General features: G+C 31.2%; 18 protein-coding genes. 13 read left to right on the top strand and 5 right to left on the bottom strand.

From position 1 onward, the window contains the following. Window positions 1-12: 12 nt before the first annotated feature. Genes rpsR through rpsF form a run of 3 tightly spaced genes read right to left on the bottom strand, consistent with a single transcriptional unit; the run spans window position 13 to window position 920 of the window. Window positions 13-240: a 30S ribosomal protein S18 gene (gene rpsR, locus ACYH9I_RS03925; protein ID WP_025314965.1), complete on the bottom strand. Its 228-nt coding sequence runs from the start codon at window positions 238-240 to the stop codon at window positions 13-15. A gap of 4 nt (window positions 241-244) precedes the next feature. After that, the gene (priB, locus tag ACYH9I_RS03920) at window positions 245-550 is read right to left on the bottom strand and encodes a primosomal replication protein N (RefSeq protein ID WP_370516541.1); all 306 of its coding nucleotides are present in this window, start codon (window positions 548-550) and stop codon (window positions 245-247) included. Next, window positions 537-920, bottom strand: a complete 384-nt coding sequence (gene rpsF, locus ACYH9I_RS03915; RefSeq protein WP_091347472.1) for a 30S ribosomal protein S6 — start codon at window positions 918-920, stop codon at window positions 537-539. The genes priB and rpsF overlap by 14 nt, the downstream gene beginning before the upstream one ends. A 411-nt stretch (window positions 921-1,331) precedes the next feature. Between rpsF and ACYH9I_RS03910 the strand changes: the two genes are divergently transcribed. The 10 genes from ACYH9I_RS03910 (at window position 1,332) to ACYH9I_RS03865 (ending at window position 11,223) form a co-directional block, all read left to right on the top strand. Next, complete coding sequence (locus tag ACYH9I_RS03910) at window positions 1,332-1,679, top strand: HIT domain-containing protein (RefSeq protein ID WP_160403916.1); 348 nt, start codon at window positions 1,332-1,334, stop codon at window positions 1,677-1,679. A 7-nt stretch (window positions 1,680-1,686) separates the two neighbouring features. Next, on the top strand, window positions 1,687-2,319 hold the full coding sequence (locus tag ACYH9I_RS03905) for a penicillin-binding protein activator LpoB (protein WP_483559093.1): 633 nt from the start codon (window positions 1,687-1,689) through the stop codon (window positions 2,317-2,319). Window positions 2,320-2,321: 2 nt separating this feature from the next. Then, window positions 2,322-3,365, top strand: coding sequence for a beta-N-acetylhexosaminidase (gene nagZ, locus ACYH9I_RS03900; RefSeq protein WP_483559091.1), 1,044 nt, complete (start codon window positions 2,322-2,324; stop codon window positions 3,363-3,365). Further along, window positions 3,346-4,587 (top strand): sigma 54-interacting transcriptional regulator, encoded by a 1,242-nt coding sequence (locus tag ACYH9I_RS03895; RefSeq protein WP_483559089.1) that lies wholly within the window; start codon window positions 3,346-3,348, stop codon window positions 4,585-4,587. Before nagZ ends, ACYH9I_RS03895 begins: the two co-directional genes overlap by 20 nt. 2 nt (window positions 4,588-4,589) lie before the next feature. Next, window positions 4,590-5,621, top strand: coding sequence for a dTDP-glucose 4,6-dehydratase (rfbB, locus tag ACYH9I_RS03890; RefSeq protein WP_483559087.1), 1,032 nt, complete (start codon window positions 4,590-4,592; stop codon window positions 5,619-5,621). A gap of 4 nt (window positions 5,622-5,625) precedes the next feature. Beyond that, complete coding sequence (locus tag ACYH9I_RS03885) at window positions 5,626-6,585, top strand: glycosyltransferase (RefSeq protein ID WP_483559085.1); 960 nt, start codon at window positions 5,626-5,628, stop codon at window positions 6,583-6,585. 57 nt (window positions 6,586-6,642) lie between these two features. Continuing rightward, a complete protein-coding gene (locus ACYH9I_RS03880) occupies window positions 6,643-6,855 on the top strand; it encodes an acyltransferase family protein (protein WP_483559083.1) in 213 nt (70 codons plus the stop codon). Further along, complete coding sequence (locus ACYH9I_RS03875; RefSeq protein ID WP_483559082.1) at window positions 6,836-7,726, top strand: acyltransferase family protein; 891 nt, start codon at window positions 6,836-6,838, stop codon at window positions 7,724-7,726. Before ACYH9I_RS03880 ends, ACYH9I_RS03875 begins: the two co-directional genes overlap by 20 nt. 27 nt (window positions 7,727-7,753) lie before the next feature. Beyond that, complete coding sequence (locus tag ACYH9I_RS03870) at window positions 7,754-9,112, top strand: hypothetical protein (protein WP_483559080.1); 1,359 nt, start codon at window positions 7,754-7,756, stop codon at window positions 9,110-9,112. 371 nt (window positions 9,113-9,483) lie between these two features. After that, window positions 9,484-11,223 (top strand): glycosyltransferase, encoded by a 1,740-nt coding sequence (locus ACYH9I_RS03865; RefSeq protein WP_483559079.1) that lies wholly within the window; start codon window positions 9,484-9,486, stop codon window positions 11,221-11,223. Window positions 11,224-11,293: 70 nt separating this feature from the next. On the opposite strand, the gene glf is transcribed toward ACYH9I_RS03865, so the two are convergent. Then, a complete protein-coding gene (gene glf / locus ACYH9I_RS03860; protein WP_483559077.1) occupies window positions 11,294-12,391 on the bottom strand; it encodes a UDP-galactopyranose mutase in 1,098 nt (365 codons plus the stop codon). A gap of 183 nt (window positions 12,392-12,574) precedes the next feature. On the opposite strand from glf, the gene ACYH9I_RS03855 reads away from it, so the two are divergent. Beyond that, the gene (locus tag ACYH9I_RS03855; protein WP_483559076.1) at window positions 12,575-13,576 is read left to right on the top strand and encodes a glycosyltransferase family 2 protein; all 1,002 of its coding nucleotides are present in this window, start codon (window positions 12,575-12,577) and stop codon (window positions 13,574-13,576) included. Here ACYH9I_RS03855 and ACYH9I_RS03850 read toward each other — a convergent pair. Continuing rightward, complete coding sequence (locus ACYH9I_RS03850) at window positions 13,540-14,586, bottom strand: glycosyltransferase (RefSeq protein WP_483559074.1); 1,047 nt, start codon at window positions 14,584-14,586, stop codon at window positions 13,540-13,542. The two genes, ACYH9I_RS03855 and ACYH9I_RS03850, sit on opposite strands and share 37 nt — an antisense overlap. A gap of 213 nt (window positions 14,587-14,799) precedes the next feature. Here ACYH9I_RS03850 and msbA (ACYH9I_RS03845) point away from each other — a divergent pair, with 213 nt between their 5' ends. Together msbA (ACYH9I_RS03845) and msbA (ACYH9I_RS03840) are read left to right on the top strand one after the other, a co-directional pair. Beyond that, on the top strand, window positions 14,800-16,536 hold the full coding sequence (gene msbA / locus ACYH9I_RS03845) for a lipid A export permease/ATP-binding protein MsbA (RefSeq protein ID WP_483559073.1): 1,737 nt from the start codon (window positions 14,800-14,802) through the stop codon (window positions 16,534-16,536). Between the two features lie 13 nt (window positions 16,537-16,549). Then, window positions 16,550-18,322 carry a lipid A ABC transporter ATP-binding protein/permease MsbA gene (gene msbA, locus ACYH9I_RS03840; RefSeq protein WP_483559072.1) on the top strand — a complete coding sequence of 591 codons (1,773 nt, stop codon included), beginning with the start codon at window positions 16,550-16,552 and terminating at the stop codon, window positions 18,320-18,322. The last annotated feature ends 54 nt before the right edge of the window (window positions 18,323-18,376 follow it).

The following is an 18,376-nucleotide window of genomic DNA, read 5'->3' as shown; positions in this document are numbered from 1 at the left end:
CTCTGTTGCTAATTACTGATGGTTGTCAGTGTATGGTAATAATGCCAAGTAACGAGCGCGTTTGATTGCGCGAGCTAGTTGACGTTGGTATTTTGCGCTAGTACCTGTGATACGGCTTGGTACAATTTTACCACTTTCTGTGATATAGCTTTTTAATAAAGAAACATCTTTATAATCAATTTCTTTAACGCCTTCTGCAGTAAAACGGCAGAATTTGCGACGACGGAAATAACGTGCCATTTGGCTATTCTCCTAATAGTTTAATTTGGTCAGCATGTAAAACAAGTTGGCTTGTTTTGTTGCGTTTAGTGTGGGTGCTTATAAATCCACTAACTAGAACGTTGCTGCCTTTTTTTATGTAACTTAACTCGTGTTGTCCACTGGCTATGACGGGCATGACGCACCATGCTTGCCTTGTGAGTTCTGCTTCGGTTTGTTCAGAGACATGCTCTAAGTAAAACTGGCAGTGCGATATCCCACTTGGACTGACTTTCCTTATCGGTGTTTTAATAACAATACCCGATAACACTAAACGATTATTCTTCGGAATCATCGTCCATGTTTGTTTCGTTAAAATCTTCTTCAGAGCTACGACGCTCATCTTTCGCTTTTAACATCGGTGAAGTTTCAGTTACAGCATGTTTAGTACGCATAATTAAACTGCGAATTACTGCATCGTTAAAACGGAAGTTGTCTTCAAGTTCGTTAACAGCTTCTTGAGTTGCTTCAACATTCATTAGCACGTAATGTGCTTTGTGCAGTTTTTCGATAGGATAGGCTAATTGGCGACGACCCCAATCTTCTAATCGATGGATTTTGCCACCATCAGTGGTTAATGTACCAGTATAACGTTCGATCATACCCGGTACTTGTTCACTTTGATCTGGGTGAACCATAAATACTATTTCGTAATGACGCATTATCGCTCCCTACGGATTAATCAGCTTTCTGTCGGGGCAACCGCAACCCATTGAAAGCAAGGAACATGAAAAATAGGCGGTTGAAATCGACGGGCTATTATATATCAAGTTATTCTGTTTGACAAATGAATATACCGAGATATTTTTTTGTAGATTGGTGTTGTATTTTGTTAGGGAAGCGTCTGTTTTTATGTGCATTTTTTATAAAGTTTCTTTACTGGGATTGTCAAAAGTTAAAATAAAAAATTTAATAAAATCAATACCTTTTCTGACTGTTTTTGATGGTTATAAAAATGAGTTGTAAAATGTAACGATTTCTATACATTTTTGTTGATAAAATATGATATGCTTGGGCATATATAAATTGGCATTGGTTGATGTCTGTATAACTATATTAAGAGGAGAGGTTTGATGGCTCAGGAAACTATTTTTAGTAAAATCATTCGAAAAGAAATTCCAGCGGATATCGTTTTTCAGGATGATAAAGTAACAGCATTTCGTGATATCTCTCCCCAAGCACCGACTCATGTGTTGATTATTCCAAATAAACTGATTCCAACCGTTAATGATATTCAAGAAGAAGACGAAGTCGTTCTTGGGCATATGATGCTGGTTGCGGCTAAAATTGCCAAGCAAGAGGGTATTGATGAAAGCGGTTATCGTTTAATTATGAATTGTAATAAAGATGCTGGGCAAGAGGTTTTCCATCTTCATATGCATTTGTTAGGCGGTAAACATTTAGGTCGATTAATAGGTTAATCATTGTATGAAACAGATCAAACGTATTTTTGTTGTTAGTTTATTGGCTTTTTTGTTGGCCGGTTGTCATCTTATTGGCTTTTCTCAAAAAAAAGAGGTGAAACCACCGGTTGAGGTTAATCAGCCTGATAATACTGGTGTGATTGAAACTCCACCGCAAATTGTTCGACAAACGGATTGGCAGTCGATATTGTCGCCATTTATTTATAAATTAGTGAGTTCTTCGTCTTTAAATTCAGATAATAGACTCATTTTAATTAGCGATATTCAAAATCGTAGTGGTGATTATCTTGCAGGTAATAAGATCAATGAGGCGTTGTATCAATTAATGCGTCAACAAAATACTTTCACAGTGGTAGAGCAACAAGCTGTAAACCAAGCCAAACAAACGTTGGGAATTTTGGCAGATGATAAACTTGTGTCACGCAGTAAGATGATTGGTTTAGCTAAATCAATCAATGCAAATTATGTCCTTTTTACGACAGTTTATAGAGTGCCAAGTGAAAGTAGTGACGCAGATCTTGCTATGGAGTTGCTTTCAACACAAAGTGGCGAGATTTTAACTAGAGTGGCAGCGAAAGATTTGCCGAAGCCGTCTGATAGCTATGCGCAACCAAATCAAGTTGATGGGGATAATTAATAATGGGACCATTGCTGATTGATGTTGAAGGTCTAACACTAACCCAAGATGATAAAAAGCTATTGCAAAATCCGTTGGTGGCTGGGGTGATTTTGTTTAGCCGTAATTATCAAGATCAAGCCCAATTGTTGGCATTGATAAACGAGATTCGTGCTGCTTCTTCACAGCGTTTATTAATCTCGGTCGATCATGAGGGGGGACGTGTTCAGCGGTTTAGAGAGGGCTTTACGACGATTCCCCCTGCGCAATCGTTTGCGGCGCTTAATGATCTTGAGCAAGCAAAATCGTTGGCGTTTGATGCCGGTTGGGTTCTTGCTATGGAGCTGATCGCGTTTGATATCGATCTGAGTTATGCTCCAGTTTTAGATTTAGGTCATGATTGCCTTGCTATCGGTACGCGTTCGTTTCATCAGGATATTAATATTGCTTATCAGGTCGCTTCTGCCATGATTGATGGTATGCATGCAGCAGGGATGAAGACAACAGGAAAGCATTTTCCGGGGCATGGTCATGTGATTGCTGATTCGCATAAAGAAACTCCTGTTGATCATCGTGAAAAATCATTGATTGAGCACGATATGCAGATTTTTACTAGGCTTATTGCTAATCATAAACTTGATGCGATTATGCCAGCTCATGTAATTTACCCCGCTTTTAATGATAAACCTGCAAGCGGATCGCCGTTTTGGCTGAAGACCATGCTTCGCAATCAGTTGCATTTTAATGGTGTGATTTTTTCTGATGATTTATCGATGGAGGGGGCTTCGGTCATGGGCAATCACGCTGAACGAGCTCAAGCCGCGTTAGCTGCAGGTTGTGATCTGCTTTTAGCTTGTAATAATAGGACGGGGACTATGGCTATTTTAGAGCAATTAACCGCGCTAAATAAGGTTAATCCGCTAACATCAGATAAAGTAAAATGTCTATTAACCAATACTAAAATCACCTATGCCGAATTAACGAAAAGCCCCGAGTGGCAACGCCGTTGTGATAATTTACAAAAACTGAATGAGAAGTGGGCAGACTATGCAAATAGCCATCATTGAAATTGACCATAATCAACATCTGATTGCATATAACGATTCAGCTAAGAAGCTGTTTGGTCATCAGTCGTTGGTGTTAAACCAATATTTTGATTATCGAGCGGTTTTCAAATTTGATAATAAAGTCAGTATTGATAAACAAGATGATACGATTATTGTTTTAGATTCGCAGCATTTTTTTCTGCAGAAGGTGATGGCATCATCCAAAACAATATTTATTTTACAATCCATTGAGTATCTCAAAAAACGCTTGTCGAAAATCAATGTGGTGAGTTGTCATGCTTTTGATATTTTTGCTACCCAAAGTGGGGTTATGCAGAAACTAATTGCGCAAGCTAAAGTGTTTTCTATGCAACGCGAGCCGTTATTAATATCGGGTGAAACAGGTACCGGTAAAGATTTATTGGCTAATGCTTGTCATCAATATAGCCCGCGTGGCGATCAGACTTTTTTAGCCTTAAACTGTGCAGCCATGCCCGACGAAGTAGTTGAAAGTGAGTTATATGGTCATGCAGCAGGGGCTTACCCTGGAGCAATTGAGAGCAAAAAAGGCTTTTTTGAGCAAGCCAATGGTGGTTCAGTGTTGCTTGATGGCATTGATGAGATGTCTTTTCAAATGCAAACTAAGTTATTGCGTTTTATCAATGATGGCTATTTTCGTCGTGTGGGTGATGATAATGAGGTTTATGTAGATGTTAGAATCATTTGCGCAACAAAGGTTGATTTGGCCGATTTGGTCGAGCAAGGTAGATTTAGGAAAGATCTTTATTACAGACTGAATGTCTTGTCGCTTAATTTACCTTCTTTACAAGAGCGCAAAGATGATATTGCGCTACTTACTCATATTTTTGTCAATGAATTTGCCAATAAACAAGGCATCACTCCACCAACAGTTGATGATAATGTCATTGATTATTTAACTGGTTATTCATGGCCGGGTAATGTACGGCAACTTAAAAATATCCTTTATTCTGCATTGGCACAATTGAAAGCGCCTAAGTTAACCGCCAAAGATATAGTGTTACCAACCTCAACCCCATCACAATTGCCTTGGGGCGATAATATTGAAAATAAAACTTTAGATCAAATGACCAAACAATTTGAGAAAGAGATTTTATTAAAATTATATGACCAATATCCAAGCTCAAGAAAGCTTGCTAAAAGACTTGGTGTATCGCATACGGCGATTGCGAATAAGTTAAGGGATTATGGGATAGGGCGGTAGGTTTGTTTAGTCACGCTAAAAAAATTTTAATCACAGGTGGTGCTGGATTTGTTGGTTCTGCTGTTATTCGGTATATTATTGAACACACTAAAGATCATGTTATTAATGTAGATAAATTAACTTATGCAGCAAATTTGCAATCGCTTGCGATGGTTTATAACAGTGAACGGTATGTTCTTGAAAAAGTTGATATTTGTAATCAACAATCATTGGAGCGAGTTTTCCAAAAATATCAACCCGATGCTGTGATTCATTTAGCTGCTGAAAGCCATGTGGATACTTCAATAACTAATCCAGCTGTTTTTGTCGAAAATAATATTATCGGTACTTTTACGCTTTTAGAAGTCTCTCGATATTATTGGTGCAATTTATCAGAGGAACGTAAACATAACTTTCTGTTTATTCATGTTTCAACTGATGAAGTTTATGGTGATTTAGGATGTAGAAAACAGCACTTCACAGAAGCGACTCCTTATTCACCAAGTAGCCCATATTCGGCGTCTAAGGCATCAAGTGACCATTTAGTTGCGGCATGGTATCGCACTTATAATCTACCGACAATTATAACGCATAGTACTAATAATTATGGACCTTTTCAGCATGCTGAAAAATTAATTCCGTCAGTAATCTCAAAGGTATTAGCAGGTAAACCAATTTCTATTTATGGCAGTGGCTTACAGATTCGTGATTGGATATATGTCGAGGATAATGCTAAAGCTTTATATACTATTTTAGTAAATGGTAAAATTGGCGAAACTTATAATATTGGTGCAAATAACGAATATACGAACTTAGATACAGTACAAATTATTTGCTCAATGATGGATGAACTTATTCCAAAACACCCAAATGGAATCAAACGATATCAAGATTTAATTCAATTTATATCTGATAGACCTGGCCATGATTATCGATATGCTATCGATTCATCGAAAATACAAAAACAGTTAGGCTGGAAGCCACAAGAAAAGTTTGAAAGTGGTTTGAGAAAAACCGTTGAATGGTATTTAAATAACATAAGAGTGATAGGATAAATTTATGTTACCTAGTGTGTCAATTGTAGTGCCTGTTTATAATGTGGAAAAGTATTTGCGGCAATGTTTAGACAGTATTATAAATCAGTCATTAACCAACATAGAAATAATTTGTGTAAATGACGGTTCTACTGATAATTCACTTGCAATTTTACAAGAATATGCCGATAAAGATTCGAGAGTTCGTATTATTGATAAGTTAAATAGCGGTTATGGTCATTCAATGAATATTGGTCTTCAACAATGCATTGGCGAATATATCGGTATTGTTGAATCTGATGATTTTGCTAAGCCTGATATGTTTGAATCGCTATATAAAGTAGCTGTTGAAAATGATTTAGATATTGCAAGATGTCATTTTTTTACATTTATGCAAAAAGATAGCTCAATTAACAAAATTGATTCATATCAAATGGAAAGCAGTGTTTTAATTAATCCACAAAATGATTTATCTCCATTTTTACAATGGCCGTCAGTATGGGCTAATATTTATAAGCGAACATTTATTCAGGAAAATAATCTAAAATTTTTAGAAACACCCGGCGCATCATATCAAGATACAGCATTTAGTTTTAAAGTCTATGCCTGCGCAACACGAATGATGCTTATTGACGCTCCATTAATTTATTATCGAATACATGATCAGTCGTCAATAAAGAGTAAAGATAAGGTATTTTGTATTTGTGATGAATTTAATGAAATAATGTCATTTTGCAAAAGTAAAATGTTATATGAAAAACTTAAATATCTAATTTGCTATCTTCAATATAAAAGTTATAAATGGAATTATAATCGATTGGAAATGCCATATCGTTATTTATTTCTTTTACGTATGTCTAAAGAAATACGTGAAAATAAAAAAGTTTATTGTAAAAAAAATCCTTTTTTTACTTTTAAAGATATTAAAAAAATTTTGGTTATTAGGCTGTTACCGTTATTATATAAATATAGAGAGAAGCTATAATTTTAATATAAATTGAAAATCGATACATACAGATAATTTTTAATAAACAGGAATATTATGTATTCACTTAATACTAAATATATAGATCGGTTAGATCATTTGCGTTTTTTTGCAGCAATTTTGCTGATTTTTCATCATTTCCGTGGAAATGTTAATTGGAATGGTCATTTGCAATTGGAGTCGATTATACCGTTATGGTTACAAAATGGATCAACGGGTGTATCTTTTTTTCTTGTCTTGACAGGTTTTTTTGTTTTGTCAAATAAGTAATGGTGGACAGAAAAATTTAAAATATTGGGGATTTATTTATAATCGTGTTTTAAGAATTTTTCCTTTAATGATTTTTTTGGTGTTTATCATAATTTGTTGTAGCAGGCAAACATCAACACCTATGGATATCTTAAGGATTATTACTTTACAGCTAAACACAGGTAATCCATTTACAGGTTGGGGGCATGATTTTTACCCAAGTGGTCCTATCTGGACTATAGCTGTAGAGTTTCAGTTTTATCTTCTTTTTCCTTTTCTTTCATTATTTCTAAATCGTTATGGAACTAAATATTTAGTTGGGTTAGTGATTTTGATGATAGCCACAAAATTTAATATTGCTATATTAAAAGGTGGAGACATATACTATAACGTCTATCATAGCATTATAGGTCGATTAGACCAATTCATTATTGGCATGATATTAGGGTATTATTATCAAAAAGGTATTTTTAGGTTTCTAGAAAAATGGAAATATCAGTTACCTTTCTTATTAACCACTATACTTATATTTACTTATCTTTTTAAATTTAAAAAAGTTAGTGTTATGTATACATCTTTATCCTTTACTATCGAAGCGGTTCTTTGGGGAATTATTACCTTATGCTATATTTATGTTAGATTACCTAAAATAAATAAGTTAAATGCTATTTTATCTTATTTAGGTATGTGTAGCTTTTCAATGTATTTATTGCATTTGCCTCTTGGAATTATGTTAAATAAATTAATTGGGTGGCAAGATCCTCAAGATGTTTTTACATCTTTGTCTCAATCTGTAATCAGAACTATTTTAATAATTTTAATTTCATTTTTTACTTTTAATTTGATTGAAAAACCATTTATGAAAATGCGAATAAAATATATAAAAGAATGATATTTTATTATTTATTAAGGAATAATTATGGGATTTAGAAATTGGTTTTTTTCCAAAATTTATATTGATAATAAAAAAGTTAAACATCAAGTTTTAGATATAAATTGTAAATTAGATGTATTAAATCAAAAAATATCTTCGATAACTGAATATTTTCATAATGTTGGAAAAGATGAAAAGCATCATGAATTGTTACAAAGAATAGTTTTTCTAGAAGAAAAATTAGAACTGATACATGGGTTAATTGGAAAAAATACTAATTTGGATATCGATATTCGTAATTTGAACCAAACAGTTAATCTTATTTCAACGAATAGAACAATTAATAAAAGCCAAAAGCTTACATGTTTGTTTTTAGTACATAATATTGAGTCATGGGATAGTATTTTTTCTATTTATCAAGAGATGCTTAAGCATAACCAATTTAATGTTATTGTTGCATCAATAAATAGGCGATATCCAGGAAGTCAAGTATTTAAAGATGAAGAATATGTCCATAATATTTTATCGCAATTAGGTGTACCTCATTTGAGATTCAATAATGATAATTCATTTGACGATTTAAATATTATCAAAACGTTGGCTCCTAATGTGATTTTTAGACAGTCACAATGGGATTATGATATCCCTCCTGCTTTTAGCACAGATAATTTAAGATTTGCAAAACTATGTTTAGTTCCATATGAAATTATGAATTTTGTTCAGTTAGGGTTCAATCATTTATCTAGTCATTACCATAGTTCTTGTTGGAAGCTTTTTGTTGCAAATCAGCAAACTAAAATAGAACAAGAACAGCATGATAAACTCAATGGACTTAATGTTTTTGTGACGGGGCATCCTAAAGTAAAAGCGCTAAAAAATGCTAAACCAAAATGGCCGATTACTTCAAATTCTGAAGGTACAAAATTTAGAATTTTGTGGGCTTCTCATCATAGTACAGATAAAAATTGGAGCAATTTTAGCGTTTTTTTAGATATATATAATGATATGTTAAATTGGGCAAAAGAAGATGATTCAATCGAATTCGTATTTAGTCCTCATCCAGCATTAGTGACAGTTTTGGAGGCAATAACAGACGAAACTCTTAAACGTAGCGTGCAAGAATTTTTTGTAGAATGGAATAAGCTAGATAATACCTATTTTTACAGGGAAGGTCCTTATGGTCCACTATTTCAAGCTTCAGATATTTTAATCATGGATGGTATAAGTTGGCTATTAGAATATCAATTGATGAAAAAGCCATTAATTTTTATTGAACGTGAAGATCATTCTGCATTTACGGTGAATGGTGAACTAATTGCAAATGGAACAAATAGAGTGTCTACATTTGAACAGGCAAAAGCGTTAGCATATCGATTTAAAAATGGCGAGCCAGATCCAAATTGAAAGAATCAAGATATTGTTGTTGAGCAGTTATTGTCAATTGATAATGCTGCAGAAAATATTGTTGATTCTATAATAGATGCTTTTTAGAAAGAATAAACTTTATATTGAAAATTTAACTAAATGCATTAAAAATACTTGTTGATATTATCAGTATTCTTAATGTTTAAATAAATTCATATAAAAATGTTTGTAATTATACATAGTATAACTAATTAGTTATATGATAGTAAAATTAATTATGAAGATATATTTATAAAGTTTTTATATACAAAAATACAACATATTGTTATATAAGGGATATGCTGTTTTTTTGTGAAATTATTGTAAAGACGTTATAATGTTATTTTCCAACCTAATTTAACTCATTAAAAATGACTTTAAAAAACTTAACATGTATTCAAAATATTCTTATTCCAAATGGAATTTTTGGTTCAAACCAGTCAAAATATTTGCGCTCACATTTAACTAGTTATTCTAGTGATGAAATTGTGATTTTTGCAGGAGGAGTAGCATCCTTTGACTCTTATTATAATGCTTTATCCTTGCCTGTTTGGAAAGAACAGTGTGGATTAAATCATCTGGAATTTAGAATGAAAGGAAAGGGTAAGGCTGTCATTAAGTTATTTATTGCTACGATAGAAACTGATTATGAGCTAGCTCATAAAACGGTAGAATTAGATAATTCCGAACAATTTATTTTTGAATGTGATTTAACAAAAATAGAAAATAAAGGACTGATGTATGTAACAATTTCACCAATGGAAGATAAAGTCGTTTTTAAATGTGGTGGGTGGTATACCCAAGAACAACCTAAAAGAGATGTTGTTCTTGGCATAAGCGTTACGCATTTTAATCGTAAAAATTATGTATTACCAGCTATTGAAAGAGTGAAAAAGAATATATTAGATAATGAATATTTTTCTAATAAAGTTCTTTTTACAATAGTGGATAATTCAAAAAATATTACAGAAGAAGAAGCTAATGGTGTGAATGTTATTCCTAATGAAAATACAGGTGGATCTGGTGGCTTCATGAGGGGATTACTTCATTATGAAGATAACACCAATGCAACACATGTTTTATTTATGGATGATGATGCATCTTGTGAAACAGAAAGTATATTGAGAGCTTATTGGATTTTATCTTATGCCTTAGACGATACTTCAGTAGTAAGTGGCTCTTTATTTATGGATGATAGACCTGATTTTCTTATTGAAAAAGGAGCTCAATTTGATGCAATTTGTAAACCAAATTGTTTCAATTATAATGTTGCTGATCGTCATAGCCTATTAGTATCAGAATTAGGTTATCACCCAAAAACAAATTATGGTGCATGGTGGTTTTTTGCTTTTCCAATTAAGGCTATAAAAAACTATACTTTTCCTTTTTTTGTGAGAGGAGATGATATATTTTTTGGAATTTCTAATGATTTTAATTACATATCTCCGATTGGAATTGCTTGCTATGGGGAAAATTTTGCTACTAAGTCATCTCCTTTAAATATGTATTTAGATACAAGGAATCATATAATTAACTCCTTTTATCTAGAAAAAAATATTAAAAAAATACTTAAAATGTATAAACTTTTTTATTTGGATGCACTTTATTCTCATAAATATGAAACAGTATTAGCTATTAGGTTAGCTCTTCGTCATGTTTTAGGTGATATTGATTTTTGGTTCAATAATTATGATTTAAGTGAGGTAAGAAGTAAAATCAATGAATTAGTGAAAGTGGAAAAATTTCATGATATAAATATTAATTCGCTCAGTCTAATTTTTTCTTATAAACGAAGAAGAAAGTTAATTAAAAAGTTAACATTTAATGGTCTTTTACTTCCAATGAAAAACAAAATAGCTTATCAAGATTTTAATTATTGCGCTAATTATGATCACATTTTTAGATTTAAAAATATTCTTTATTATAAACCAAATAGTAAAACAGGTTTTATCGTAAAAGTTTCACGTATTAAGTTTTTTAAATTACTATTTTGTCTTTATATTGATATATTTAAAATGAAATGGAATTATAAAGCTAATTTAGCGAAGTATAAAAATAACTTTGGAAAACTTACATCTAGAGATTTTTGGGTTAAAATCTTGAAAGTATAAATGTATTTTCAATACTAAATTCATTATTAAAAATACACCTGCTATTTAGAATGGCAGGTGTATTTTTAATTTAATACAATGTATTAACAAAATCCAAAGCTTTTTCGATTACATGATGCATGTCATAATATTTATATTCAGCTAATCTACCACCAAAATAAATTTGCTTTTCTTTATCTGCAAGATCTTTATATTTCCTAAATAATGTGGCATTTTTATCATCATTGATTGGATAATATGCCTCATCTCCAATTTTCCAATCGCGAGGATATTCTTTAGTTATAATGGTGTGATCTGTTTCAACGTAGTCAAAATGCTTGTGTTCAATAATACGAGTATAAGGAATTTCGTATTCAGTATAATTAATTACTGCATTTCCTTGATAATTTGCTTCATTAATTGTTTCATTTTCAAAACGTAAAGATCTATATTCTAAAGCACCATATTGATAATCATAAAATTTATCAATTGGCCCGGTATAAATAATTTTATTTGCTAGTTCAAGATTATCTTGTTTATTTTCAAAAAAATCAGTATTTAATTTTACATCAATATCTTTAAGCATTTTTTCAATAATTTGTGTATATCCACCTATTGGAATACCTTGATATTTATCATTGAAGTAGTTGTTATCAAAAGTAAATCGAACAGGCAACCTATTAATTATGAATGGAGGAAGTTCAGTTGCTTTTCTTCCCCATTGTTTTTCTGTATATCCTTTGATTAATATTTCATAAATATCTTTTCCAATTAACGATATTGCCTGTTCTTCAAGATTTCTTGGATTTTCAATATGATATAATTTTTTTTGTTCTTCAATTTTTGCTTGTGCTTCTTTAGGTGTTTTTACTCCCCATAATTGATAAAAGGTATTCATATTGAATGGAAGGTTGTACAGTTTATTTTTGTAATTTGCTATAGGTGAATTGGTAAAACGATTAAACTCTGCAAAGCTATTAATGTAATCCCATACAGTTTTATTATTAGTATGAAAAATATGAGCACCGTACTTATGAACTTGAATTCCTTGGTTATTTTCAGTAAATATGTTTCCTGCAAGATGGTCTCGTTTTTCAATTATAAGTATTTTATACCCTTTTTTCTTTAACTCATGAGCACATATAGCTCCAAATAGGCCACTGCCAACAATCAAATAGTCATATTTCATAGTTTTCTCTTGTTGATTTAATTAAATATATGAATAAAAAGCTATAATTATTGTATACTATAGTATATTGTTGATATGAAAAAGCAAATAATAAATAGGTTTAATATGAATTATTTATTTGTATTTTTTGAATCAAGATGTTATATACAAGGATCTTTAGTTGGTATTTTACAGAGTAATTAAATGAAAAAAAAAATGCCGTTGATATCAATCATTATACCTGTTTACAATTCCAGTCAATTTATATTATCTACGTTGGCTTCTTTAGAAGCTCAATCTTATAATAATTATGAAATCATTTTAATAAATGATGGTTCTACTGATAATTCGCTTGATATTTTAGAAAATTATAAAAAAAAGCATAATAACGTGATTTTATATAATCAAAAAAATAGTGGAGTGTCAGTTGCTAGGAATAAAGGTATTGAGCTCTCAAATGGTGAGTTTATAACATTTTTGGATAGTGATGATACTTATTCACCAAAATTTTTAGAAAAAATTTTATGCAGACAAAAAGAAGAAAATGCTGATTTAGTTTATTGTGGGTATAATATAACTAGTGCTTCAGGTAAACTTAAGGCTGTTCCCTGTTTATTTAAGGAAGGAAGTATCTTAAATTTTTATTTGCAACGAAATGGATATTTTCATTTTTCAGGCATGTTAATCCGTAAAAATATTTTATTAGAAAAACAAATATATTTTGAGGTTGGCCGTAATATCTCTGAAGATCTGTTATTTACTGTTCAACTTCTTAATAACTGTAATTGCTATTGTGTAAAAGAAAATTTATTTAATTATATCCAGCATTCCGGCTCTGTGATGTCCTCTGCATGGTCTGAAAATAAATGGCTTTCCGATATCGACGGGCGTAAACAAATTTTACTTTATTTGATTAATAATTATAATAAAAATAACAAACAAGAAATACTCAAATTAGCTTCCGCTTGTATTTTTCAACGTGAAATATCCTACCTAATTGATTGTGTAAAAAAAATGAAATATAAAAACATTAAATATTATTTAAAATATAGCGATTTTAATGAAAAGGCACGGATTTTTGAAAAGGATAAACTCAATAAAAAGGATTGGGAAAAATTTAAAATTATAAATAGAAATAATAAGATAATTTGGTTTTTTTATACCCTATATTATCGAGTTTTTCGATTGAATGTAAAATTTTTTTGAATATTCATTTTATATAAGAAATATTTAAAAAAATAAAAAATACTACAAAAAAATTTTTTTTGATGTAATTTATGCTTTGCACAATATCTCATTTGTGTCACTGTAATGGCTGATAGCAAAGATGTTGATTTCCATGGCGATGCTGATTTTGCCTCAAGAAAATATTGCGAGCATTTATAATCTCTAGCCCATTTGTGCCACGGTTTGGTTGGTCCAATGTAATGAATTAGTATTGTTTCATCTAAAATAGGCGAGTAGCCATTAACGCTTGATTTATATTTTAATTCGTAATTAATACTGACTTGTTGGTTATATTTTCTATCAAGGTACTTAACCTTTTCGAGTAATATAATATTCAATACATCTTGATCTAAATGTGTAAAGTTTTTTGATAGATTTGAATCGGAAAGCAACTCTAACGCTTTGCTATTTACACTAAATTCTTTCCATTTTTTTAGATCAATTAGTAAAAAACCTGCATTGAAGTAGCCTGATGATAATTTATGTTCGTTGAGTCGAGTAGCACATTTATTCCACCATATTGGATCTTTTTCTGTCACTACATAGGCAATATTATCATCAAACTTTAATGTAACTAATTCTTGCAATGAGCCTTTACAGATAATATCGGCATCCAGATAAAGAATTTTATCCATTTTTTCATAGAAATAATCAGCAACTATAAATCGAAAGTAGGTTGCAATTGTCCAATTTTTAGTAGTTGGTAAGTGTGATAAACTATTATCATCCACTAAATAAATTGTTATATTTGTATTATATTTATCGGCGAGTTGTTTTAATTTTTTTTCAAGATCATTATTAGTGTAATTTGTAAATATATGGAAACTAAAATCTAAATTAGGATTAGCTAGTAAAATAGAAGTAATAGAAACAGCGCAACCTAAAAAAAAATTTTTATCAATGCCATATGCAATATTTAATTGATTCGCGTCATGACTGAGTCCAAATCTTATTCTTTTTTTTATAATATTATTTGCATTGAAATACATTGCTTACTTCCTATTGCATCATCCTTTAATAAAATTAATTATTCATTATTGATTTGTGTTTTATACAGTAAAGAATAAAACTTTGCTTTGACCTTGTTTGTATTATATAGATAAAACAAATTTTTTCTAGTTGAAAAAGAATTGTAATAAAATTTTAAGTTAATAGATTATGTATAGTATAATCCCCTTTCAGATTAATTTTGTTACTTTATTATGTCTAATAAATATAGCTCATTGAATACCATTAAACAATTGTGGCCTTTTATTTATCCACATAAAAAAGCGTTAATTGTTGCAATTATCGCGCTTTTGTTAAATGCTGCAACTGACGCAACTCTCATCTCACTAACAAAACCCCTATTAGATAATGGGTTAATGGATAAAAATTATGAGTTATTAATTCTTTTTTCAATTGGCATTATTGGGTTAATTGCGCTACGAGGGTTATCAAACTATTGTTCTACTTATTGTCTTTCTTGGTTATCAGGTAAAGTGGTTACTAAATTTAGACAGATGATTTTCAATCACTTAGTCAAAAGTCCTATTAGTTTTCTCGATAAAAATCCCATTGGAGAACTTGTTACGGTAATAACATACAATACACAACTATTATCAAAAGCATCATCAGATGCACTGATTATTTTGGTAAGAGAAATCGCTTATGCTATCGGTTTATGTGCTGTTATGTTTTATGGTAATTGGAAGTTGGCTTTAGTGTTAATTATTGTTGTACCGTTAGTTATTTTTATAGCTCAATTTATTGCAAAGAAGTTTCGGAATACACTTGTTTCTATGCAAAAAGGAATAGGTAATATTACAACTGCAGCAGATGAAATGTTGAAGGGGCATAAAGAAATTTTAATTTTTAATGCTCAAAAATATGAAAAAAATAATTTTTATTCAATCAATAAACTTTTTAGGAAAAGTATCTTAAAAATCGTACTTGTTTCGGGGTTATCAACGCCGATAATTCAATTAGTTGCTACATTGGCTTTAGGATTAATTTTATTTCTTGTTGCAAGCCAAGCATTGGAGATCACACCGGGTTCTTTTACTGTGGTTTTTTCTGCTATGGTTGCAGTAATGCGTCCTTTAAGAGAGTTAACCAGTGTTCATCTTGAATTACAAAAAGGTTCTGTAGCTTGTGAATCATTATTTGGGCTTTTAAATTTACCACTTGAAGAAGACAACGGAATAATTGAGTTGAATAGAGCAAAAGGTGAAATTGAGTTTTTTCAGGTCACTTATACTTATCCAACAAGAACAACACCATCTTTAAATAACATTAGCTTTAAAATTAAAAAAGGCGAAACAGTAGCTTTAGTGGGGCGTTCTGGTGCAGGAAAATCAACAATAGCAAGCCTGATACCTAGGTTTTATGATGTAGAAAAAGGAAAAATACTGTTAGATGGTATTGATATCAAAGATTATACGCTTGCCTCATTGCGGAAGCAAATTGGTTATGTTTCACAAAAAGTCCATTTATTTAATGGAACTATAGCGGATAACATAATTTATGGTGCTAAAGAACAGTACACTCGAAAAGATATTATTAATGCAGCTAAACAAGCTAATGCAATGGAGTTTATCGAAAAATTAGAAAATGGCTTGGATACAGAAATTGGTGACAATGGTGTCTTATTATCAGGTGGACAACGACAAAGAATTGCTATTGCAAGAGTACTTTTACGTGATAACCCTATTTTAATTCTTGATGAAGCTACCTCTGCGTTGGATAATGAATCTGAACGGTTTGTTCAACAAGCTATAGAGCATTTACAAAAAAATCGAACTTCTATTGTTATCGCTCATAGGTTGTCAACAATTGAAAAAGCTGATCGTATATTAGTTATTGATGATGGCTTGATAATTGAAGATGGCTCTCATAGCTCATTATTACTTCAAAATGGTATTTATGCCAAGATGTATCAAATGCAATTTAATTCTTAACCAAATAAATATTATGAAAAAAAATAATAATCAATCAATCAATCACGATATTGATCGAGACTCATCTACATGGAAGACCTTTTCTAAGTTATGGCCTTATATTGCTAAACACAAATTGATTCTGTTTTTTTCAGTCATATTGCTTGTTTTTAGTGCATTTGCTGATACTTCACTTATTGCGTTGTTACAGCCTTTACTTGATAAAGGTTTTGTTGAAAATGATCAGCATTTTTTGATGATGGCGCCTTTTTATATTTTCGGACTAGTATTACTCCGTGGTATCGCAAATTATGGATATTCTTTCTTTTTATCTTTGATTTCTACAAAAATCGTACTTAATATTCGTCAGCGTCTTTTTAGTCATTTTGTTGATGCTCCGGTAAGTTATTATGACCAAAATTCTACAGGAAGATTATTGTCTCGCATTACCTATGATACCGATCAAGTCGCTTCATCATCATCTGATGCTTTGATAACGATAGTGCGTGAATCAGCTTTTATTTGTGGGTTATTTTATACAATGTTCAGCAATAGCTGGCAGTTGTCTTTATCGTTGATTATTATTACGCCAATTGTTATTGGGTTAATCTCTTTTATTTCTATAAAATTTAGAAGATTAGCCAAAAATATGCAAAATTCAATGGGTAATGTCACCATGTCTGTTGAACAAATGCTAAAAGGCCATCGAGAAATTATTCTTTTTGGCGCCCAAGATGAAGAGTCAAAAAACTTTGATAAAGTGAATAACAAATTTCGTCGTGATGGTATGAGATTAGTGTCTATTTCTGCATTATCAACGCCTATTGTTCAACTTATCATTTCGTTTGCTATTGCTTTTGTCTTGTTAATGGCGAGTAACCCTGATTTGAGTATTAGTCCCGGACAGTTTACGGTCGTTTTTTCTTCTTTAGTTGCATTAATGCAACCAATAAAAAGTTTAACTAGTGTTAATGCCGAGTTTCAGAAAGGGATGGCGGCTTGTCAAACTTTGTTTGCTATTTTTGAACAGCCAATAGAAAAAGATAATGGAAAAATCAATATTGAGAGAGTTAAAGGCAATATTGAATTTAAACATGTCAGTTTTACTTATGAAAATAGACAAGAGCCAGCATTAAAAGATATTAGCTTTATGGTAGAGCCATGTAAAACAGTAGCGTTAGTTGGGCGCTCGGGATCAGGAAAAACAACTATCGCGAGTTTGCTTACGCGTTTTTATGATATAAGTGAAGGTGAAATTTTAATTGATAATAATAATATTCAAGATTTAACTTTATATAGTTTGCGTAATCAAATTGGATTAGTTTCACAAAATGTACATTTGTTTAATGATACTGTTGCAAATAATATCGCTTACGGGAAAGTAGGTGAATATTCTCGAGATGAAATAGAAGAAGCCGCTAAAAAAGCGTATGCATATGATTTTATTATAGAGCTTGAAAATGGATTTGATACAATAGTGGGTGAAAGTGGTGTGTTATTATCTGGCGGTCAACGACAACGTATTGCAATAGCAAGAGCTTTATTACGAGATACGCCGATACTAATACTTGATGAGGCGACTTCAGCCTTAGATACTGAATCAGAACAAGCAATCCAAAAAGCTTTAGATGTTCTACAAACAGGACGAACATCAATAGTTATTGCTCATCGGTTATCAACAATTGAAAATGCGGATAAAATACTTGTCATTGATAGTGGCAAGATTATTGAGCAAGGTAATCATCAAGAATTGTTATCAATGAATGGATTATATGCAAAGTTATATCAAGGAAATTTTACAAATTAATATGATGAAGAGTTTTTAAAATTTAGATATAAATATATTTTGCATGATAGGATA

It is taken from the genome of Gilliamella sp. X-23, from assembly GCF_057063545.1.
This window is presented reverse-complemented; position numbering and strand designations above follow the sequence as displayed.